This window comes from Oceanobacillus limi (assembly GCF_900111445.1).
GTDB lineage: Bacteria > Bacillota > Bacilli > Bacillales > Amphibacillaceae > Ornithinibacillus > Ornithinibacillus limi.
The window spans coordinates 12,263-33,401 of the sequence record NZ_FOHE01000011.1 but is presented as its reverse complement, the minus strand read 5'-3'; the positions used below and the strand labels follow the sequence as shown (position 1 = coordinate 33,401).

28 protein-coding genes are annotated in these 21,139 nt (G+C 44.9%); 25 read left to right on the top strand and 3 right to left on the bottom strand.

Annotated elements, in window-relative coordinates; translation table 11 throughout:
• Nucleotide 1: 1 nt before the first annotated feature.
• Nucleotides 2-742 carry a P-loop NTPase family protein gene (locus BMX40_RS12360; protein WP_244513522.1) on the top strand — a complete coding sequence of 247 codons (741 nt, stop codon included), beginning with the start codon at nucleotides 2-4 and terminating at the stop codon, nucleotides 740-742.
• Here BMX40_RS12360 and BMX40_RS12355 read toward each other — a convergent pair.
• Nucleotides 739-1,122, bottom strand: a complete 384-nt coding sequence (locus BMX40_RS12355; protein WP_090870354.1) for a YhjD family protein — start codon at nucleotides 1,120-1,122, stop codon at nucleotides 739-741. The genes BMX40_RS12360 and BMX40_RS12355 overlap by 4 nt on opposite strands.
• A gap of 169 nt (nucleotides 1,123-1,291) precedes the next feature.
• On the opposite strand from BMX40_RS12355, the gene BMX40_RS12350 reads away from it, so the two are divergent.
• From BMX40_RS12350 to BMX40_RS12335, 5 genes are all read left to right on the top strand, one after another.
• Complete coding sequence (locus BMX40_RS12350; RefSeq protein ID WP_090870352.1) at nucleotides 1,292-1,828, top strand: hypothetical protein; 537 nt, start codon at nucleotides 1,292-1,294, stop codon at nucleotides 1,826-1,828.
• Between the two features lie 2 nt (nucleotides 1,829-1,830).
• Nucleotides 1,831-2,040 (top strand): hypothetical protein, encoded by a 210-nt coding sequence (locus BMX40_RS12345; RefSeq protein WP_090870350.1) that lies wholly within the window; start codon nucleotides 1,831-1,833, stop codon nucleotides 2,038-2,040.
• On the top strand, nucleotides 2,037-2,165 hold the full coding sequence (locus BMX40_RS20790; RefSeq protein ID WP_280139678.1) for a hypothetical protein: 129 nt from the start codon (nucleotides 2,037-2,039) through the stop codon (nucleotides 2,163-2,165). The genes BMX40_RS12345 and BMX40_RS20790 overlap by 4 nt, the downstream gene beginning before the upstream one ends.
• Before the next feature lie 23 nt (nucleotides 2,166-2,188).
• A complete protein-coding gene (locus BMX40_RS12340) occupies nucleotides 2,189-3,541 on the top strand; it encodes a DnaB-like helicase C-terminal domain-containing protein (RefSeq protein ID WP_090870348.1) in 1,353 nt (450 codons plus the stop codon).
• 80 nt (nucleotides 3,542-3,621) lie between these two features.
• A complete protein-coding gene (locus BMX40_RS12335; protein WP_090870346.1) occupies nucleotides 3,622-4,587 on the top strand; it encodes a toprim domain-containing protein in 966 nt (321 codons plus the stop codon).
• Between the two features lie 93 nt (nucleotides 4,588-4,680).
• On the opposite strand, the gene BMX40_RS20945 is transcribed toward BMX40_RS12335, so the two are convergent.
• Nucleotides 4,681-4,911 carry a helix-turn-helix domain-containing protein gene (locus tag BMX40_RS20945; protein ID WP_170840780.1) on the bottom strand — a complete coding sequence of 77 codons (231 nt, stop codon included), beginning with the start codon at nucleotides 4,909-4,911 and terminating at the stop codon, nucleotides 4,681-4,683.
• A 51-nt stretch (nucleotides 4,912-4,962) separates the two neighbouring features.
• Nucleotides 4,963-5,178 carry a helix-turn-helix domain-containing protein gene (locus BMX40_RS12325; RefSeq protein WP_244513521.1) on the bottom strand — a complete coding sequence of 72 codons (216 nt, stop codon included), beginning with the start codon at nucleotides 5,176-5,178 and terminating at the stop codon, nucleotides 4,963-4,965.
• 113 nt (nucleotides 5,179-5,291) lie between these two features.
• Here BMX40_RS12325 and BMX40_RS12320 point away from each other — a divergent pair, with 113 nt between their 5' ends.
• The 19 genes from BMX40_RS12320 to BMX40_RS20310 all read left to right on the top strand — a co-directional run bounded on the left by BMX40_RS12320 (nucleotide 5,292) and on the right by BMX40_RS20310 (nucleotide 21,064).
• Entirely contained in the window at nucleotides 5,292-6,416 is a 1,125-nt protein-coding gene (locus BMX40_RS12320) for an AimR family lysis-lysogeny pheromone receptor (protein ID WP_090870343.1), read from the top strand.
• A 14-nt stretch (nucleotides 6,417-6,430) separates the two neighbouring features.
• The gene (locus tag BMX40_RS20320) at nucleotides 6,431-6,589 is read left to right on the top strand and encodes a hypothetical protein (protein ID WP_170840779.1); all 159 of its coding nucleotides are present in this window, start codon (nucleotides 6,431-6,433) and stop codon (nucleotides 6,587-6,589) included.
• A gap of 240 nt (nucleotides 6,590-6,829) precedes the next feature.
• Entirely contained in the window at nucleotides 6,830-7,462 is a 633-nt protein-coding gene (locus tag BMX40_RS12315; RefSeq protein WP_090870341.1) for a hypothetical protein, read from the top strand.
• Between the two features lie 143 nt (nucleotides 7,463-7,605).
• Nucleotides 7,606-7,755, top strand: coding sequence for a hypothetical protein (locus tag BMX40_RS20315; RefSeq protein ID WP_170840778.1), 150 nt, complete (start codon nucleotides 7,606-7,608; stop codon nucleotides 7,753-7,755).
• Nucleotides 7,752-8,291 carry a hypothetical protein gene (locus BMX40_RS12310; protein WP_090870339.1) on the top strand — a complete coding sequence of 180 codons (540 nt, stop codon included), beginning with the start codon at nucleotides 7,752-7,754 and terminating at the stop codon, nucleotides 8,289-8,291. The genes BMX40_RS20315 and BMX40_RS12310 overlap by 4 nt, the downstream gene beginning before the upstream one ends.
• A gap of 287 nt (nucleotides 8,292-8,578) precedes the next feature.
• The gene (locus tag BMX40_RS12305) at nucleotides 8,579-9,352 is read left to right on the top strand and encodes a hypothetical protein (protein ID WP_090870337.1); all 774 of its coding nucleotides are present in this window, start codon (nucleotides 8,579-8,581) and stop codon (nucleotides 9,350-9,352) included.
• A 324-nt stretch (nucleotides 9,353-9,676) separates the two neighbouring features.
• Entirely contained in the window at nucleotides 9,677-9,838 is a 162-nt protein-coding gene (locus BMX40_RS20675) for a hypothetical protein (RefSeq protein WP_244513519.1), read from the top strand.
• Between the two features lie 225 nt (nucleotides 9,839-10,063).
• A complete protein-coding gene (locus BMX40_RS12290) occupies nucleotides 10,064-11,314 on the top strand; it encodes a hypothetical protein (protein ID WP_090870331.1) in 1,251 nt (416 codons plus the stop codon).
• A gap of 161 nt (nucleotides 11,315-11,475) precedes the next feature.
• Nucleotides 11,476-14,199 (top strand): DNA polymerase, encoded by a 2,724-nt coding sequence (locus tag BMX40_RS12285; RefSeq protein WP_244513518.1) that lies wholly within the window; start codon nucleotides 11,476-11,478, stop codon nucleotides 14,197-14,199.
• 18 nt (nucleotides 14,200-14,217) lie between these two features.
• Nucleotides 14,218-14,616, top strand: coding sequence for a DUF7448 domain-containing protein (locus BMX40_RS12280; RefSeq protein ID WP_090870329.1), 399 nt, complete (start codon nucleotides 14,218-14,220; stop codon nucleotides 14,614-14,616).
• A 17-nt stretch (nucleotides 14,617-14,633) separates the two neighbouring features.
• Nucleotides 14,634-15,686 carry a hypothetical protein gene (locus BMX40_RS12275; RefSeq protein WP_090870327.1) on the top strand — a complete coding sequence of 351 codons (1,053 nt, stop codon included), beginning with the start codon at nucleotides 14,634-14,636 and terminating at the stop codon, nucleotides 15,684-15,686.
• Nucleotides 15,683-16,186, top strand: coding sequence for a RuvC family protein (locus BMX40_RS12270; RefSeq protein WP_090870325.1), 504 nt, complete (start codon nucleotides 15,683-15,685; stop codon nucleotides 16,184-16,186). The genes BMX40_RS12275 and BMX40_RS12270 overlap by 4 nt, the downstream gene beginning before the upstream one ends.
• 182 nt (nucleotides 16,187-16,368) lie before the next feature.
• Nucleotides 16,369-16,614: a hypothetical protein gene (locus BMX40_RS12260; protein ID WP_090870321.1), complete on the top strand. Its 246-nt coding sequence runs from the start codon at nucleotides 16,369-16,371 to the stop codon at nucleotides 16,612-16,614.
• Nucleotides 16,607-16,804 carry a hypothetical protein gene (locus BMX40_RS12255; RefSeq protein ID WP_090870319.1) on the top strand — a complete coding sequence of 66 codons (198 nt, stop codon included), beginning with the start codon at nucleotides 16,607-16,609 and terminating at the stop codon, nucleotides 16,802-16,804. The genes BMX40_RS12260 and BMX40_RS12255 overlap by 8 nt, the downstream gene beginning before the upstream one ends.
• On the top strand, nucleotides 16,791-17,162 hold the full coding sequence (nrdI, locus tag BMX40_RS12250; RefSeq protein WP_090870317.1) for a class Ib ribonucleoside-diphosphate reductase assembly flavoprotein NrdI: 372 nt from the start codon (nucleotides 16,791-16,793) through the stop codon (nucleotides 17,160-17,162). The genes BMX40_RS12255 and nrdI overlap by 14 nt, the downstream gene beginning before the upstream one ends.
• On the top strand, nucleotides 17,159-19,252 hold the full coding sequence (gene nrdE, locus BMX40_RS12245) for a class 1b ribonucleoside-diphosphate reductase subunit alpha (RefSeq protein WP_090870568.1): 2,094 nt from the start codon (nucleotides 17,159-17,161) through the stop codon (nucleotides 19,250-19,252). Before nrdI ends, nrdE begins: the two co-directional genes overlap by 4 nt.
• On the top strand, nucleotides 19,240-20,211 hold the full coding sequence (nrdF, locus tag BMX40_RS12240; RefSeq protein ID WP_090870316.1) for a class 1b ribonucleoside-diphosphate reductase subunit beta: 972 nt from the start codon (nucleotides 19,240-19,242) through the stop codon (nucleotides 20,209-20,211). The genes nrdE and nrdF overlap by 13 nt, the downstream gene beginning before the upstream one ends.
• 3 nt (nucleotides 20,212-20,214) lie before the next feature.
• Complete coding sequence (locus BMX40_RS12235) at nucleotides 20,215-20,868, top strand: PhoH family protein (RefSeq protein ID WP_090870314.1); 654 nt, start codon at nucleotides 20,215-20,217, stop codon at nucleotides 20,866-20,868.
• A gap of 49 nt (nucleotides 20,869-20,917) precedes the next feature.
• Complete coding sequence (locus BMX40_RS20310; RefSeq protein ID WP_170840777.1) at nucleotides 20,918-21,064, top strand: hypothetical protein; 147 nt, start codon at nucleotides 20,918-20,920, stop codon at nucleotides 21,062-21,064.
• The last annotated feature ends 75 nt before the right edge of the window (nucleotides 21,065-21,139 follow it).

Here is a 21,139-nt window from a genome sequence, read left to right as displayed (position 1 = left end):
ATTGACGAAATGTTTATTAGACGGAATCACCACGTCAGCCTGTTCGCCAACTAACGCAATCCACACGGGGTTTCACGGCGTATCCGGCGAAGGTGGGCGCGTAGGCTCCGCAGGTGTTCCGAAAGATTACCGCAATACGACGCTCACCAATTCACCAGTACGCGAGAGCCAAGCGCAAGCATATGCGGTATTTGACGCCTATGTATCGACATTCAGCCGTCAGTTTGAGGCGGACGGCGAGCGGATAAAGTCGCTATACCTATGGAGCGAATCGCCCGGTACCGGTAAGACGACGTCAGCCAGCGCCTTGCTTAACGAATGGCTCATACGCCACTATGTCGGAAGTATTCAGCGAGGACGGACGCCGTTACAACGTCCGGCATATTTCCTCGATGCCAACGAGTTGCAGACGGAATATAACGCGTTCAACCGTCCTAGAGTGCCGGACAGTATCGCAAATCCCGCAGCCGAGCGGTATTATAACGCGATTAATCACGCAAAGCATACGCCATTTGTCGTGATTGACGATGTAGGTGTCAGGGATGTGTCGGATGGGTTTCGCGGAGATTTCCACAGTATCGTCAATTACCGTGTGACGGCGCAGTTGCCTACGGTGTATACCTCGAATATTCCGATGAAGGAATTACCGCGAGTGTTCGGTGAGGAGCGACTGTACGATCGAATGCGAGATATGACGCAAGAGATTGCGTTTGGTGGCGAGAGTAAGAGAGGTAAACGCTAATCCAACTCGGCATCCGGCGGCAACATACTCCGATCCCACACACGCTCTTTCCGTTCGAAAGGTTCGGCGCTAAACAGATATTCGCGCATAATATCGGATGTCATCGCCTTTAACTGTTCGGAAGTATACGTAAGCGTTCCGGAATCTTTTCGATCATTCCATCGATATTCCGTCGCTGATATTTTACGCAAAGTCAGTCCGTACTGTTTCAACAGTTGCGCCCGACTTTCGTTAATATCACGGTGAATATCTTCGATAATGGAATCGATCTTATCGAGATATACGTTACCTACGTATAATCCGTCGAGTTGTTCTCGGTCTTGCTTGAATATATGTAGCGCTAAGGGGAGCGCAATAATACGTATAATTAATCGGTTCAACTTAATCACCTCATCACGATTATATCAGAATAAGAAAAGGAGGCGAAGATATTGGAGGATATAATTATTTATTCGATTCTGTTGCCGTTAGTGCTATTGATGTGGGCGATGATTATGGGCGCAATTATAGAAACGGTAAAATATTTTAAACGAAAGTGAGGCGAAGTAAATGCGAAAATCAACGCTAATCATCGGAACATTATCCGCAATCCTCACGTCAGCATCCGTCATCCTAGCGCAACGCACATCCGACAAACCTGCGGAAATCCAATGGATTGACGGAGAGGATTCCGATGATATGAACGAACCTAAGCCGATGTTTTACGTAGGCGACGACGTTCTCATCTACGACCCATATACCGCCGAATTCTTCTCGGACGGTGAAACGATTGCTCCGACTAAATACGAAATTACGGACGTTAAATATGACGAGGAGCATAGCGTATTCCGTTACCGACTAGAAGGCGGAGATCCTAACGATTGGTATTCGGAAGATTGGCTGTCATTGCCGGCAACAACGGACTTTATCCGCGAATGGGAACCGGAGGGGATGACGGAAGCCGAACGCGAAAAGTTGTCGGAGGAATTGGACGATAGCGCACGTCAAACGGCTATCGACTATTACCTCGATATGTTAACGTACGGCTCCGAGAATGAAAAGGCGTATGCTGAACGATTGCTTACCGAATTGACGAAAGGGGAATGACGGTGTCAAAACGCAAACAGATTTACGAGATAATCAACGAGCATATCGAAGTAGAACACGAGAGAGATTATGTTTCGGAATATATCCGTAATTTACACGAAAAGATTAGCGAATTAGAGTCGTCTGTCAGTCGGAAGAAGAAACGTCGTTCAGGGAGAAGGCGCAAGAGCAAATTAGGTACGAGCCATAAGAAAAGAGGATCGGAAGGATGAGCGACCGTTACGAATACATGTCGAACGCGGAATTGATCGAGGTTATACGGAAGTTGGAGCGTGAGATTGCGCGACTGGAACGTGAAAGGCGTAAATGGGCGGTAAGTACGAGTTTTGGACGATGAAATAACGAAAGGAGGACGCAACTATGCCCGCATATGGCGAATCATTCTTATCGAAAATTCTCGATGATGGTAACGTGTCGGCTGTCCGTTCTCATTCCATCGAAGAATCCGACTTTGCTACGGAATCCGAACGCAATGTATTTCAATACATTACGGAGTACGCCGAAGCCAATCGAGGACAAGCGCCGGACTTCCGTACAGTGGTCGAAGAATTTCCGGACTTCTATTATCGAGAAGGTGTGTCGGATAGTTACGAATGGCTGACGCGGCAACTAAAGTCGGACGCAGCCAAGCGAGAATTTATTGCGCTAGTTAACGATAAGGATACGCAGAGAATGATCGAACAATCTGACGGAAATGATTTCATAAAAGAGTTGCAATCGAAATTGGATCGTATTACAATGAGAACAAGTGTTCGTGAAAAAATAGGAACAGACGTAAAAAATGATACGAACAAATTCCTCGAAGAATATCGCAAACGTAAAGCCGGAGAATCATTCCGCCTATGGGAATCGAAGTTTAACGGAATCAACAAGGCAATCGGCGGATATTATTCCGGAAACACTTACGCATGGTACGGTAAAAGTGGACGAGGTAAATCCGTGTTTGTCATGGAGGACGGAGCAATCGAACCGGCTTTTCAGGGCGCAAATGTCCTCGTATGGGCTCGAGAAATGAGTAAATTCGAATGGATGGCGAGAGCCTACGCAAGTATATCGGCAAGGGTTAGCGGTACGGTCGAGAAAATTGACGGAGTTGATTATGAAGTCGGTTTCGAAAATAGTAAACTATTATCCGGTAAGTTAGACGAAGGTTATGAAGCCGGATTAGAAATGTTCCTTGAAAAATTAGACGATATTTTACCGGGAAATATTACGGTTCGTGCGATAGATGATGAGGATTTCACACGCGCAGACGTCCGTCAATTAGAATCGGATATTATTCAGACTAACGCAGATATAGTCGTTATTGATCCGATTTATTTAATGGACTTCGAGCAGAATAGATCACGGACAGCAGGCGGCGATGTAGCGGAAACTTCCAAGAAGTTACGCGCTCTTGCTGGGCGCACAAATACCGTTATACATGTCGTTACACAAGCCGAGGAAGTTAGCGCAAATACAGACGAAGAAGGTAATCGCGAATTGCAACCGCCGAAACGTAGCGAGGTTAAGAAATCGAAGCAGATTCTCGAAGATGCGTTCAACCTATTCGGAATAGATACAGTGGACGGTCGCTTTATGATCGAGATAGGCAAGGGGCGTAATGGTGGAGAAGGTACGCAAGTTGAAGGAGTATACCTTCCGAATTACGGGATAGTCCGAGAGATATCGGAGGATACGTTAAGTGCGGATGAGTTTACGAAGGAATTTTAGAAAAAAAAAATCGTAGAGACTATTGCAGATCGAAAAAAACGGGGTGTATTCTATTAGTGCAATCAGAAAGGAGGACGCTTATGCCGATTATCCGAATACAAGGCGAAGAATTAGACGTTGACATCCGCACCGAACTCGAAGCCTTTCCGTGGACTCGACCGCGCTGGTCATCCGATAAACTTATCGCAGCTTCACCGTTCCGTTACGACAATACTCCGTCCTTCTTCGTCAACCTAGACGGAGAATACGCGGGAACATGGCGGGATAGTGGCGCATACGATTCCGACTATGAATCCGGTAACTTTCCGAAGCTACTAGCGTTCTTACGCGACGAAACCTACGAGGAAACGTGCGAGTACCTTACGGAGTTATACGGTATGCCAGCGCAGACAGAATCGTACATTATACCGAAATTATCGCTACCTAAACGGAGAGTCCCCGTAAAGTTACCGGAATCTACGTTAGCGCCGTATCGGTATCGGCATAAGTACCTCGCAAGTCGCGGAATCTCCGAAAAGGTACAGCGGTTCATGGGCGTAGGTTATTCGAAGCAATCACGGGCGATAGTCCTACCGTGGCGTCATGCGGACGGATCGCTTGCTAACGTCAAGTATCGGAAGGTACGCGGTAAGGTGTTTTGGTACGAAAAAGGCGCAGAACCCGTCAGACGCCTCGTATATGGCATCGACAAGGTGTATCGCCATAACCTAACAGAAGTGTACGTATGTGAGGCGGAGATTGACGCTATGAGCGTATGGACGAGCGGTAAACCTGCGGTAGCCATCGGAGGCGCTTCGGTTAGTGACGAGCAGCTCGAATTAATACGGAAGTCTCCGATTGAGTCCGTGGTAATTGCGACGGATAACGATAAGGCTGGCGAGAAGGTTAAGCGACAGTTGGTCGAGGGGTTGCGCGGATACGTGGGATTGCGGGAGTTGGCGTTGCCGGACGGAGTGAAGGACGTGAATGATGCGTTGGTGAGTGGGCGTATGGAGGACTTACAAATAAAGAAAACAAACATTTATCAATTGTTAAAAAATGGGTAACGCTTTCAAGTAAAATTTTGTTATAATTGACAATGAGTTAGGGATAACTTCACTTAATGATGAAGTAAATTCACGAAGAAAGGCATTGACGCCTTACTCCTCCTTCTTGAAGCCTTGGTATTCCCAATCGTAGAACTCCTCGGCATGGCAACCTATGATGATCGAAAACTCTATAGCTGTCCTATAAGACATGTATTTTCGCCCATTTATATAGTCGCTAATTTGAGTTTCCGTCTTTGATGAACGTTCTGCCAGATCTATTTGTTTCATGCCGGCTCTACGTAATACTTCACGAAGGAGACATCTTCCGAATTCAATCTTCATAGGAAGCCGTCCCTTCATTTAATATTTAATTAATTATGTATATCAAAGGGGTTATATTCTTTTTATTTTTACTACTTGTTCTATATTAACATCTAAAAACACACAGATCTTTCCTATTGTAGTTAAAGTTAGAGATTCTTTCTTTTTGAATTTTGCGATGGTTTTTGTGCTTAATCCTACTTCTTCACCTAGTTCGGACAGACCAATATTACGGTCATATAAAATGTTCATTAACGGGGAGTAGTCAATGGTAAAATCATCCAACAAAAAATTCACTTCCTTTTTATAAATTTTTATTTACTTTTGGAAAGAAAATAGGTACAATGTAATTATAATATAATCATTACTTTTAATCAAGGTTGTTTAAGGGAGGAGAACAAATGGGGCAGGGGAAGGATTTGTTATTAAATTTTATAGACGATCATGATTACAAACGTAAAACAATCGCGGAATCGGTTGGGGTTAGTTGTGCGACATTGTCCAACTTCTTAAACGGAAAACGACCATTAAATTTTGACGTTGCTTTCTCTATTCAAAACATATTCTTTAAAAAGGATCGGGAATTTATCCGTAGCGTATGTTTAAGTTACGATAAAATGGAGCACGTCAGACCGGCGTTAGAGTTCTTATCTATAAACTTTTTGTTAGACGACTTAGAAAAATTACTGAATAAAATAGAAGGGTATCACGGATTCGAGGAAGTTCATTCTGTTTATTCTTTTGTCTTAAAGTACCAAAGAAAATTACATTCTTATGAGATAATCCTTCGGGATTTAAAAGGTCTATATTCGGAAGTAAAATCTATGGATTTAACTGCTTTATTACATACGATAGAAGCTAACATCTATTCTTTAACTAGAGAATACAAGTCCCTATTTCGAGTAGCAGAAGAATCTAGGTTACTTATCGAAAATTTGGAAAGAGGTTTTGTGAAAGAATGTTTCCGAATAAGAATGTATGAGGTTTTAGCGCAAGCTCATTTATTCCACAATAACGACTTAGAAAAGAGTCGTAAATATGCAGAATTAATTTTTTCCATGAAAATTTGCGCGAAAAGCGAAGCTTATGCATCTTATATTATAGGGACATCATTCATGTTCCAAGATTACGCGGAATCATCATTTCACTTATCAGAAAGCGTTAAGAAGTATCAAGAGTTAGGTTTGATCGCACACAGAGATACAATTCTGAATCAAAACATAAAGTTGCTCGAGACTACTTGGAGTCATAGGTTGGACGAGACTGACGGTTTTATGGATGATTCAGAACTAGCCTATAGATACGCTAAGCGTGGAGATAGTGATGCAGCATTGAATTTACTCGACGGACTAGATGAGACTGCGTTCAGAGTCTACTACCGAGCGTTGGCAACAGAAGATTACAGCTTACATTTAAAATCACTCGGTATGTTTATGAAGGAGGGTGATATGTTTTATGCGCAATTTCCGTTAAAGGAATTATCAAAGAAAGAGGAATTTAAAGAATTAATCAAAAACATACTATAGGAGAGTGGAAAATTATGAAAAAAGTAATCGCAGCAATTTTAACAGGTGTATTAGCATTCGGAATCTTCGGAGGAACGGTATCAGCAGACCCGGGCAACCCGGTAAACGAACCAACAAGTACAAGCTATGAGGTTGAAACACTTAATACTGACCCAGGAAACGTCGTAAATTAATTAAATACATTAATCGCCCTCTAGTCTAAAGCTAGAGGGTTTTATTTACATAATAGAGAATTTTAAGAAAAAATAAATTCTAGGAAAGTTTAAAAAATCAACAAGAAAAATAAAGAAATTGTTAATGTATAAATACATCCTACGGGTGAACTTTTATAAAATAAAAAATTTACTATTTTTTGCGCGAAATACAATTCACGTGCATCTAATATAGTACAAGCACTAAGGAGGAATTAATGAATGAAAAGTCAATTGAATAGTTTAGCTGATTTGTATAGGTCAAATCCTACGGAGGAATTATTCACTAGGATCTACACCGAAGCAATGACGAGTTATCGAGAAAACGCCGAAACGGTAGCCAAACATAACGGAATCGATAAATTCGATCTGTTAGCAGGATATGACGATGTGTTTATGAACTGCCTCGATAGCTTCAAAGATAATTTTGAACATCTATTAAGTCGCTCACTAAAGATTAAGCGACTGGAACTACGGAGAAACAGAGCAACGAAAGAGAAATACGAAACGCATATCATTAACTCGGAAGGTGAATCTGACGCTGCCACGTTAGATTACTTACTACTTAAACAAGATCGCGTAGAAGACGGAGATCATACGGAACATATTACGAAAAGCGATGAATTAATCGAACTTATCAAATCGCTTATAAATCCAGACAAAATAAAAGACCCCCTAACGACTGCCATCGTTAACGAGGTCTTAAAAGATGAAACGATAGGAAAGTTTCGACCGACTGCCATCGCGAAGAAACTAAACGTTCATCACTCTAAAGTTACCCGTAAGCTTGCCCAGCTTAAACATAATTACGATAGCGCCCGTTTTGGCGATTACCGCGATTATTTATGTGGATAACTGTGTCTTTCTTACTATATTTTATACGCAATATAGTATAATGACAACCCGGAACGTACGTTCTTATTACGTGTGTTCCGCGTTCTTCTTAATATAATGATACGCAAATATAAACGAAAATATACCTAGAGAGGACGATAAAAATGACGGATTCAGAAAAAATTAAACGCGACATTGACGAATATATAACGAAGAATCACCCGCAAGTCGTATACGAAGGTACGATACCTACGGACGACGACCTCGCAGATTACTACGCAATCGATACGATAAAGGCGGTGCGTGTCGGATGAAAACTACGCTAGACAATCCGATTATCAAGTATCACGCGAAGTTACGCGCTACCGAAAGATTCGGTATTAAGCGATCAATCGTCGAAAATTGGGCGAAGCAAAAGGCGTCTACTTCCGTATTCGTATCCGAAGTTATCGACGACAACGGAAAGCCGGGACGATTGTTCGTATCGAACGGCGTAGGCTTAATCGCCGATATTACGCAAGACATTGTCGTCACAATCGTCGACCCTAAGACGTACGGATTCTCGGAAATTAACCGCAAGCTAAGTCGTTTTGCTGCGAATGAGTTGACGATTGCTGAACGAAATGAAGCGAAGGAACTACGCAATATCGAGCGCCTGCGTGCCGAAATTGAAATCGAAATAGGCGAGTTGAGGTTGCGCTTGTTAAAGACGCGTAGCCTTCCGAAGAAATTGGCGATACAAGGACGCATGAAGGCGTTGGAAATGCGGTTAAACGAATTACCTTCGGAAGAACACGCAGTCAAGCGTAAAAGGGTGCGTAAGGCTATCGCGTTGGCGCGAGTGATATAACACTCGCCCGTCCGTTATGGCGTATGACTGCGAACACTATCGGTCGTGCGCTGTCACGGGCGGATATATGCGGAAATGCCTAGCGTGAGTAAGCCGTGCCTCCGAATATCGGCGCGACTGAAAGCGTTAGGGAGTGCGCACCGTTTCCGCAGTTTGCTCGATAGGACACGTAAACCTTTCGGACATCGAACGGAGAGATGCGTCTCAATGTCGGATAAGTAGGTTCGCAACCTTGCCGAAAGTAGTGTCCGATAATTAACGATAATAGGACGAAAGGGAGCGATTTAATGTCGAAGTATCAATCGGGAGCAGACGCTCTAAACGCATTAAACGAAGAATCAAACGGAGGCGGAAGCAATGCCGAGTTTTCTCCGTTTAAGTCCGGTACAACCTACACGGTAAAAGTATTAGGTACATCCGATTTAATCACGTTCTTTTCTTACGGAATATATAAGCAACTTAACTCGTTCGTAGCGAAGAATCCTTCGAAGAAATCCGCGAAAGGGTATCCGGTCGATAACCTCACAGCGTTTGACAAGGCGTGGAAATATCACAAGGATTTATCGGAAGATTTTTCGGACAAACACGGACAGGAAGCCGGTAAGTATCGCGCTAAACAACGCTTTGCAATGGGATTCTTCGATTTAGATAGCGGAGAGCCTATCATCATTGACGTATCTAAACCGCAAGCGCAAGCGATCCATGGCTCGATTAAGAAGTACGAAAAGAAAATCGGCAAGATTGCGTTCGAACTATCGAAGGAAGGCAGCGGAACAAATACAACGGTAAGCTTAACGCCGGTACTCGATATGGACGAGGACTTGACCGACAAGCAACGCGCTAACTTCGATAAGGCTCCGGAATCATTCGATATGGCGTTGTTCGACGGAATCTTGTTCGAAAAGGACGAGGACGAAATGATTGAGGCGTTACAGTCTGTAGGCTTTGACGTTAGCCTTATCGGATTACAGCCGAAGAAAGAGGCGGACAATAGCGGTGACAATGACGGAGTTGAGGCGGTAGAGGACGGAGAAATCAGCGAGGATAAGTTACCGTTCTGATTGAGCGGTAGTTTGTCCGAGTGATTAACGATTGTACAACGAAAGGGGACGGTTAACATAGCACATATATCAGAACAGACGGGGATCTACTCGCAAGTTATCGCAAAAGCGGCGCTAATAGCCGGCGGATGGCAGGTCGCAGAAACGGAAACAGCGGAAGTGTACGACTTTATCGCAAGGGATCGATTAACTGGCGAATGGCATACGTTCCAATGCAAGACGATTCGCATACGCGGCGACCGCAATAACGAATTAGTCGTCTACGCTAAGAACGGAAAGGGGCAGCCGTACTCGAAATCCGACGCGGATTATATCATTGGCGTCTTGGCGGAGGACGGCGAAACGCCTCGCGTATTTTACTTCGAAAACGAAGAAAAGGGCGAATATTGGGCGTCCGAACAGTCGGCAGTTAAGCGTTGGGTCGAGTTACCTATCGCACTTGACCGAGGAACCTTAACGGATGAGATTGCGAGTGTTACCGCATGACTATTCGAAATTATGACGAATGGAAAACGAAATTACCCGAGGATACGCGCAAGGTAGTCGGAGATTGTGCGCATTGCCTAGACGAGATCCTCGAAGGTTCCGAGGTTTGGTATTCGCAAGAACACGACATTACCGTATGTAGTGTCGGATGTTTAGTACGGCTGACATCGAAGTTTGACGTCGATATCGATGAGTTCGAAAATATCGAAATGGGGGCGGAATAATATGGCGAAGTTACAAGGCGTAGAAGTAATTGATATGGTTGGCGGAGAGGTTACGAAGATTGCGTATGCTGGTGCGGAATATACGAAGGTTGATGAAAGAGCGGAAATGGGAGATATCGTTCTATCTAACGGGACTATTGACGCGAGAAAAGGTTTTTATTACGAAGTTAATACGGAGGACGGATACGGGGATAGAGCGATTGTAGACGACGTGAGCAGTAAACGTTCAGCGCTAGATAAATTTGTAGTATTCCGCAAATCCTCCGCACCGACGCTGACCGAACGCGTAGGCGATTTAGAGACGCGGGTGTCTGCGATAGAGAGCGGAAAGCAGGCGGAAGGTTTCGTTAAGGTCGACCGTAAGCCGAAAGTGGGCGATTACGTGAAGTTTACGGAGACGGACGATGACGACATTACAGTCGGAAAGTATTACGAGATTATCGAAATTGATTCAGACGGCGACCCGAGATTTATCGCTGATGGTGGCGGAGAAAATGTCGCAGTTTCTTACGAAACTTTCGAAATATACGCAAAGACTTCGGACACGCCTACGCAAGTAATCGAGGGCGATCCGCAAGTTGGCGATAAGATTCGGATTGTTGACGTTCACATTCTTAGCGTCGGCGATTACGAGGAAGGCGACATTTTTACGGTTGATAGCGTCCATCATAAGACGTTTTCGCATCGTTCGTATGTCAAGGTAAAAGAAAACGACGAAAACATTTTCCGCGAAGAATTCGAAATCATTGAGCGCCCTAAAAAGGCGGAAAAGCCTGCGCTTAAAGTCGGAGATTATGCGAAGGTTGTTGAGCACAATAACGATAATTGCTTCGGCGGAAAGGGCGGTACACCAGTAGGCGACATCGTAAAAATTGTGGACGTTTGGGGATCGTCATTTAAGTGGTATCGAGTCGAAGAACTTGACGGCGGTGACTACGACGGCAATCCGAACGCTAAAGAAGACGCGCTAACCAAAGCAACCGACGAAGAAGTTGCGGAAGCCAAACGCAAACTTGCCGAGCAAAAGGAAGCGGAAAAGTGGAGTGCTTTAGGGCGTAAGCCTAACGAGTATAAGGTAGGCGATATTGTTCGCGTTACTATCGCAGCCTTCGGAGGGCATGAAGTCGGAACAATCGGAGAGTTGGTCGAGGAAATGAGTATAACAGGGAATCATCGCGTATTAGCTAACGGGAAAGTATATTCGCAACGATACGAACTAATCACGCCAGTTGAACAACGTTTCGACCGCTAACGCGGAGGTGCTTCGCACTATAACGAAGCCACAACGCGAAAGGAGGTACCGTCCTATTGACGGAAATTAAGCTATCGCTCAATCCGAAAGCAACCGAATCTACTGACGCTAAATCTCGCATAAAGGACGCAGAAAAACGGAAGGCCAGCGCTAACGAGACGATGGACGAGGCGTGGGCGCGGATATTATCGATGAAACTATCGGATAAAGACCGACGCCTCGTAAAGTTGGCGCAGCAGGCGTTTAATGACGGAAATATCGGACGACTAAAAGACGGTAAGTTTTCGAAGATTGAAGCCGTTCAGATGGGGCGACAAGTGGATGAAGAAAATAAACGGGTTATGCGCGAGGAACGTATGCAAGATACGCTCGCAAATAAACCGAGCAATTACTTCGTCATTACCGACGACTCCGACTTGCCGGCTATGGTCGAAAGGTTGCGTCAAGAAGTCCGACAACAACAAGACGACGATTGGTTTCGTAAAGTATTCCGGCTATTCAACGATACTCATATCCGCAAGAAACTAACGTCAAGAGGCGTTGATTTGCCGGAGATAACGTCATTCACCGAATGGGATACGGAGACTTCCGGAACAGATACGATGATCGACATGTCCGGCGGTTATTCGTTTTGGCTTCCGATATTGAACGAAGGTTATTACGTAGCTTACGGACACTTAACGGATGATCCGCAATGTTCTCGGTCGGCTGCGCTAGGTGCAATACGAAAGTTTATCGAACATCCATCGCAAGCCAAAGCGTTTCATAATACGCCGTTTGACTACTCGATGTTTCTAAACGACGGAATGAATCCGAAAGGGTTTCGATATGATTCGTTGGATGCGCAATTTATCCTTAATGAACACGAAGAATCAAACGGACTAAAACCGTTGACGACGAAATACAAATCGCTGATAGGTACGGAACACCTAGACGACTATACATTCGAGGATTTATTCGGAAATGGGTCGCCAATGGTCTACCCTCCGGAAGTTGTCGGCATATATGCGATAAAGGACGTAGAAAAAGGCTGGCTATTAACGAAGTGGCAAATCGAAATGATGCTCGCAAAGGATGATCTATATAAACCGTACTTTGAGATTCGCCAATATCTTTACGAGGTAAATACGACTATCGAGCGAACTGGGTTCGTAGTCAATACGGAAAGACTTGCGGAACTAGAAGCCGAATATGAGCCGAAATTACAGGAAGCAATCAACGCAATCACGGAAACGTACGGGATTAATGACGAGTTCTTACGTAAGATGGATCGTAAAATTAACGCAAATAAGATCGATAAGTGGTGCGAATCTCAACGGAAGCGAATTGTACGCAAAAAGGAACAGATCGAAAAGAAGCGTAGTAAAATCGCAGAGTTACAGTCGGAAGCAAAAACGCACTTAAAGTCGTACCAGAATGAAAGAGATATGCTCGAAAAATATGAACGTGAGTTATCGGAATTAGACGAACCTACTATCGATAACGCTCCGATATTTACCGAGGAATTTAACCTTAACTCTAACGATCATCTAGCGTACCTAATATACGACGTTCTTAAGATCGAGGATAAAACGAAACTATTCGATAAGAAGAAAGAGCGCTCAACAAGTAAGGACGTTCTCGAACTGTACTTTAAGGAGGAGGAGTCGTTAAAACCGCTATCCGAATACTCGAAGTTGTCAACTCTATTAGGTACTTTCATCAAAAAGATACCGAAGGCGTTCGATTATGACGGCAGAGTACACACGAGCCTAAGCACGGTATCAACCGGTCGGTATGGCTCAAAAGGATATACCGGAAAGCCTAACGAACTTTGGCGCAATAATATCGATGATAATAATTTTCTCGATCACATGGCGGTACTTGTTGAAGCGGAGAAAAAATCGAAGAAGGGGACGAATCTACAGAACATCCCGTCACGCACCGAAGAGGGACAAAAAGTGCGAATGGCGTTCGAACCTCCGAAATATCACACGTTCTTTGGTTCCGACTTATCTTCGATTGAGCCGAGGATTCAAGCGCACCGTATGGCGACCGAGTTTGACGATGAGATATTCGCCGAAATGTATCGGAAAGGTCTCGATCCATACGTCGAGTTTGCTGCGATATTGTTCGATGTTCCGAAAGAGGTATGTACCGAGGCGTACTACAAGTCGGTAAAGGGTACGGACAAAGCGGTTCCTGCGTACCGTAAGGCGATGAAACAAATGTTTCTAGCGATAGGTTACGGACAAGCTTTCGATATGTTCTATAAAGGCGTTATCCCTTTCGGAGTTGGCGAAGAACAAGCACAAGTAGCTTACGACAAATTCGACGAAATCCTTCCGGGATTTAAGGGGATGGTCGAAGCTACATTCGAACATTTACGCAAGCACGGTTGGACGGCAACTATATTCGGACAGAAACGGAGATTCCCCGGATATGTCGAGAAATATAAGCGACTGTGTACGCTAATGAAACTCGCAGGGATTTCGGATAAGAACGATCCGGAACTCGGTAAGAAAGCGAATAGGTTACGTAGAAAAGGCAGTAAGGATTCCGATTTAGTCGGCGAGTTTTGGGACTTAATGCGATTTACCGGCGGATGTGAGCGGGCAGCGTTCAACCATACGATACAAGGTTCGGGCGCTAATATCTTGCAAATGTGCATGATTCGCGCTTACTACGAATGTACGTTAGGTCGCGGATGGGAGTTCTCGCTAACCTTGCATGATGAATTGAAATTTGCGGTACCTAACGAACAAGTCACGAAAGAATCAGCAGAGTTGCTCGACGACATTATGAAAAATACGTATAACCTCGTATTGCCGTTAGATTGCGATACGGTAATCGAACCTCGGTGGATGGAAGAATATTCGCCGGACGAATGGTTTTCGAATAAATAACGAAAGGGGATCGATTAGATGTACGACGTTGATTATAGTAGTTTAGAGGAAATAAGAGAAATGATCCTATATAAAAGAGTAATCTCGGTAACCGATGATGAAGTACATCTCGAAAATGGCGTTAAGTTAACGATAGAGTGCAGTGAATGGGATTGTTGCGCCGGTGGAGGAGGAACTTTCAGTCTCACCGACGGCGAAATTCCTTTGGATGCCGTAATAACTGATATTAACGTAGATGAACAAAAAGACGTTCCTGATGATGATACAACAGTATCGGAAAACACTATCACTATATTCCACAATCAAAACCCCATCATTGAAGCTAACGCAACTACAGACGCAGGTAACGGCGGTTATTATTACAGCGTAACAAGTCTTGTTGTAAATGGCGCACACTTCCCGTTTGTAAGGGCGTAAAATAAGGAGGAGATTAATTGTCGCAACAACTAGCGGATAAAATAGCGAAAGATTTTCACGAATTCATGTCGGAGTTCCACCGTTACAATCAGCCATACGACGATAATATGGACGCAGATATTCACGAAAGGTATGCGAAGGTGTTACGCGAACAATCGCGATGGGGTTACTTCGATTTCAACCGTAACCCCGACGGAATAAAGCGCCCGCACTTCGGACCATCTAGCGCAGGCTACAGTGACCGCGAGCTTTACGAAAAGGCGCGTAAGTCCAAACGTGACCCTGCGAAGTTTACCGAGAATCAGCGCGATTGGATCGGACTTGGTTCGCAGATTGGCGATTACTTGCAGCGCGAAATCTTATTAGCCGAACGCCATTTCGAAAAGCTAACCGGTAAGCCTCCGCGATTCAAGTTCGAACGTCATGCGAACGGCAATCCGAGATATGAACACTTTGACAAAAAGATGCACGAAATCGAACACAACGGACAACACTTCGCCTATTTCGGATTGCCGGACGGTATTCTCGAATACATTACGGACGATGGCGAGAAATTACGAGTCGGACTCGAAATTAAGTCGGTACAGCAGAATTGGTCGAAGTTTAAGTCGCTAGATGCGCCGAAAGCCGGTCATATAGCGCAAACAACGGCTTATAGCGATATGTACGACTTTGACTACGTAATCGTTGCGTATATGCTGACGTACGGACGCGGTTGGAACGAGGACTTTAGTCGACTGAAAACGTTCGGTAAATACGTGTTGGAAGGCGAGCGATTACACTTGCGCGATAGGTGTGCCGATGCCGTCAGACGTGCGAAGGAGAACGATCCGCCTCCGTTAGATTTAGCGGATTGGAAATTTAACGATTACAAAACGGTGATTGCGAAGTCATTAACGGAGGACGAACTGTTTGATCTGCGTAGGCAGGCGGATATGGCGCAACAATCGAATTTACCTGCGTGGCAGAAACGGAGTTATGCGGAAGCTATTGCGGAGATTGAGGAAATACGGAGCGAACATAATCATCGCGATATGGTCGACTTAATGAAACGGCGCGGTGTGCAATGACTAAACGCTACCTTGCGCTAGACACCTCGCTCACCAAGTCAGGCTACGCAATCCTAACGGTATCTGACGGATCGCTCTCTCTGACAGACTACGGACTTATCAAGTCCAACGCGAAACTGTCTGACGGAGAGCGTTTGCGACAGATACACGAAGGAATTACGAACGTAATCGCACAGTATCCGGACATCGAGCGTATCATTCCGAGGGAAGCCGGTATCGTCCGTTTTAACCTTCCGACGAAGCAGATATTTAAGGCGCATGGTGTGACCGAATTCGCCCTCGCTGACTTCGAGATTGTTGATATCAACATACAGACAGTCAAGGCGTGGGCGAGGCGTATCACCAACTCGCCAGGTAAACGGAACGATAAGGCGATGATTGCGGAGGCAGTTCGGATATATTTCGGAGATAGCGGGATGAAGCTGAATAAAGGCGGGGACGAAGCCGATGCGATTTCGGTCGGTATCGTCTATTTAATCGGAAAAGGGGAGATTGTATGAAAATATTACTGATTAAGATAGTCGTTTTATTACTGTGTATTCCCGCATATCCGTTTTACGTGTTTTTCGTAGGCGCGGAAAGGCGACGTTACTTTGGTAATCAGACGACTTACAAGGACGTAAGTAAAGAATATTGGCAGGATGTTAAAGAAACTCTTTTATACCGAAAGGAGGACGAATAAATGGACGTATTAAACGACATAGCGAAAATTATCGGAATGGTGTTACTCGTCGTATTCCTAGTTCCGCTAGTTCTAACGGCACTCGCGTACATCGGATACTTTTTCGGACTTATCATCGCTTTCCTAGCTGGCGGAGTCCTTACCGGAGTATTTCCGATAACCTCCGCGACAACTATACCGTATGTTATCGCATGGTTATTCGTAATTGGTGGAGTATTCTCGTTAGGCGGGCGCAAAAGTGAGTAGCTTTATCGAACAACTGACGAAAATGTACGACGATCAGAAGCGCGAATATGCGGAGATTGAGCGGAAGGAACGCGAACTAGACGAACGTAAATCGGAATTAAGGGCGGACAAGGTCGATGTATTACGCGGAATTATGAAAACGGAGCAAATCCTCGAATGTTACGGAGTTAACCCGAATGTCGAGCGGTAACACCATCGTATACTACTCGATGACCGGCAATACAAAGGCGTTTGCCGAACGATTCAAGGCGGAAGGTTACGAGGTGGTTTCCGTAGAACATGCGGAGCCTTCCGAACCTTTCACGCTATTTACTCCGACATATAATTTCGGAGAGGTTCCGCAGCCTGTACGCGAGTTCCTCGATAAGTACGAGGGGTTACTGACCGGAGTGGTTGCGTTCGGCAATCGAAATTGGGGCGCTAAGTTCGCACAGGCTGGCGACTTGATTGCGGAAGTGTGCGAGGTTCCTTTACTGCGGAAAGTGGAAATGCGGGGGACGGACGAGGATTATGAATACGTAAAGGAGCGGATAAATTGGCAGAAATAACGAAGTCACATATCGTGCTAAACAACGAAATAATGACGAGAGACGAACGAGGAACTTTGCGTTTTGATAAAGATAAAGAGGCGGTCAGGGCATACTTTATCGATCATATAAACAACCGTATGAAATGGTTCCATTCGCTCGAAGAAAAGATCGGATACCTCATCGATTATAACTATTACGACAAAACGTTGACCGACAAGTATCCGATGGGCGACATCAAAAGCGTATATAAGCGAGCGTACTCGTACAAATTCCGATTTCCTTCGTACATGTCGGCGAAAAAGTTCTACGAAAACTATGCGCTTAAGACGAACGACAAGTCGCTATTTCTCGAACGTTACGAGGATCGCGTAAGCATAGTCGCCTTATACTTCGGTAACGGTGACGTGGAGTATGCGCTACAATTCGTAGATTTATTAATAAATCAAGAGTATCAACCGGCTACTCCAACGTTCCTTAACGTAGGTAAGGCGCGACGTGGCGAGTTTGTATCGTGCTTCCTTCTCGAATGTGGCGACTCGCTGAACGATATTAACATGATGAACTCGACCGCCCGTCAGCTATCGAAGAAAGGCGGAGGTATTTCGATTAACCTATCGAAAACACGCGCAAAAGGCGAATCGTTAATGGGCTACGAGAACGTAACTAGCGGAGTTGTTCCGATAATGAAGAACCTCGACCAGTCATTCCGCCATATTAACCAAGCCGGTCAGCGTAACGGAAGTGGTTCCGTCTACCTTAACGTATTCCATGCGGACATTTACGATTTCTTAGATACGAAGAAAATAAGCGCAGATGAGGACGTACGTATTAAGACGCTAAATATTGGCGTAGTTATTCCGGATAAGTTTATCGAACTAGCGCGCGAAAATAAAGCGGCGTACTTATTTTATCCGCATAACTTACACCAAGTTACCGGAAAGTATCTCGACCAAATTGACTATGATACGGAATATGATTCGCTAATTAATAACCCGGATATACGGAAAGAGCGTATTGATCCTCGCAACCTATTAGAACGTATTGCAATCGTTCAACTCGAGAGCGGGTATCCGTACATTATGTTCGAAGGAAACGTAAATAAGTCGCACGCACTTGATAACCTCGGAAAAGTGACGTTCAGTAATCTATGTTCGGAGATATTGCAGTATAGCGAGGTGTCCGAGTACACCGACTACGGCGAGGAAGATATCCTCGGTCAAGATATATCATGCAACCTCGGATCGTTAAACATCGTATCGGTTATGCGTAATAAGTCGATAGAATCCTCGGTAAAACTCGCAATGGACGCACTTACGAAAATATCCGATGATACCAACATCGCTAATGCGCCAGCCGTCCGCAAGGCAAACGAGGAAATGCATAGCGTAGGACTTGGCGCAATGAACCTTCACGGATTTCTAGCGCAAAATGGTATACCGTACGAAAGCGAAACGGCTATCGAGTTTGCTGATGTATTCTTCTCTACGGTTAATTTTTGGTCGCTAATTCGGTCGAATCAAATTGCGAAGGAACGTGGGGAAACGTTTAAAGGATTCGAAGGCAGCCGATACCATACCGGAGATTACTTCGACGAATTTATCGAAAATCCTGCCGAGATTAAGTCGGAAAAGGTTGCGGAATTGTTCGAAGGTATTTTTATTCCGAAATCCGACGATTGGGAGCAACTTAAGGAGGACGTAAGGGAACACGGACTGTATCACAGTTACCGCCTAGCGATAGCTCCAACTGGTTCGATAAGCTACGTCCAATCGTCGACAGCATCGGTTATGCCGATTATGGAACGAATTGAGGATCGCGTGTATGGCGATAGCAAGACGTACTATCCAATGCCGGGATTATCGGCGAATACGTGGTTCCTCTATAAAGAGGCGTACGACATGTCGATGTACAAGGTTATCGACTTAATTGCGACGATTCAACGCCATGTCGATCAAGGATTATCATTTACGGTGTTCGTTAAGGATTCGACGACAACGAGGGAATTAACGAGGATTCAACTGTACGCTCACTATAAAGGGATAAAAACATTATATTACGTCCGACAAAAAGACACAGGGAACGAGGAGTGTATTTCATGCACAGTTTAACGACTATCCTAACCGCAGCTAATTGGAACGCAAAGGACGACGAATTTTCCGAAATGTTTGCGTTACAAAACCTCCGCCAATTTTGGCTTCCCGAGGAAGTATCGCTATCCGGCGACCTCCTAACGTGGAAACAACTCGATGCCACCGAAAAGGATACGTATAAGAAAGTTCTCGCAGGACTAACGCTACTTGACACGTTACAAGGCGACGTAGGTATGGCGCGTATAGCCGAACATGTTCCGTCACACCAGCAGAAGGCGGTACTTACGTTCATGGGCGGAATGGAAAACCTCATACATGCCCGGAGCTATTCGAATATATTCCTAACGCTCGCAACTAGCGCAGAGATAGACGCACTATTCGAGTGGGTCGAGAATAATCCGTATTTGCAACGTAAGGCAACGATCATCAAACGATATTATGACGAGATAAGCGGGTATAACATGACGCTATATCGAGCGATGGTCGCGTCGGTTGCACTCGAGTCATTCCTATTTTACAGCGGATTCTACTATCCGTTGTATATGGCGGGTCAAGGCAAGTTGATTAATAGCGGTGAGATTATCAACCTCATAATCCGTGACGAGTCCATCCACGGAGTATATGTCGGATTATTGGCGCAACAACTCGACGTAGACAAGGCGGAAGCAGAAACGTTCGTACACGAGTTATTCGACGAACTCCTCGAAAATGAAATCGAATATACTCGCGATGTATACGCTGGACTAGACGTAGAGCAGGACGTAATCGAGTTCGTTAAGTATAACGCAAATAAGGCGTTGAATAATCTCGGATTTGACGCAAAGTACGAAGTTAACGAGGTTAATCCGATCATTATTAACGGATTAGATACGAAGTCTAAATCGCACGACTTTTTCTCGACGAAAGGTAATTCGTATAAAAAAGCGCTAGTTGAACCGATTCAAACGGACGATTTCTATTTCGAAGGGAGCCGGTAGCTTATGCCATTACCTGACGGAAACCTATTACACGGATTTGCACCGAAATTAACCGACGAACAACGCGAGTATGTCGACTCTATATTCGATAATCAATTTACGATCGTGAATGCGAAGGCTGGCACGGGCAAGACAACTCTTGCCGTCGCCTGCGCTCACGTTATCGGAAAGCCGTTAATTTATACGTTTTCGCCAGTCGAGGAAGGTTCCATCGGATATACGCCGGGTACAGTCGAGGAAAAGGAGTCGAAGTACACCACGCCACTACTAGACGCTTTAAACGAGATAGGCGTCGACCCTAGATTCGCCATTAAGTCGGAAAATAATCCGGACATTATCAATGATAAGGCGTGGATTACGGCAAAGTCGCACACGTTCTTACGCGGTAGCAATATCAAGGATTCAACGGTCATTATCGATGAGGGACAGAATATGACGCGCGGAGAATTGAAGAAGGTCTTGACGAGAATTCACGATAGTTCCCGCGTTATCTTAATCGGACATGACGGACAGATCGACTTAAAGAAACCGGAAAAAAGCGGTTTTATGCCATACCTGCGTCACTTCGAAAGTGAGCCGTACGTAAAGGTGGTTCACTTAACGAAGAACTTCCGAGGTGAATTGGCGCAACATGCGGACGAACTAAGTTGGCGTTAGTTTCGCCAACAGTCCGTTCATATCGATTATATAAATAGGGGGCGGTTATATGAACGATAACAAACGGAATGACATCCGCACACTACTCGAAATGGTGGCGTCAGCAGATGATCCGGATTATAGCGAAGTAGAGGCGATAGCTAAACGGAATGGGTTCGAGTTTGCTGCGGACGGCACGTTAGAGGAGGCGGAGTGATGGGTTATAATTTAGCGAAGCTAGTATCAGAAATTACCGAGGATAATCGACATGACTTCATATGGGACGAACCCA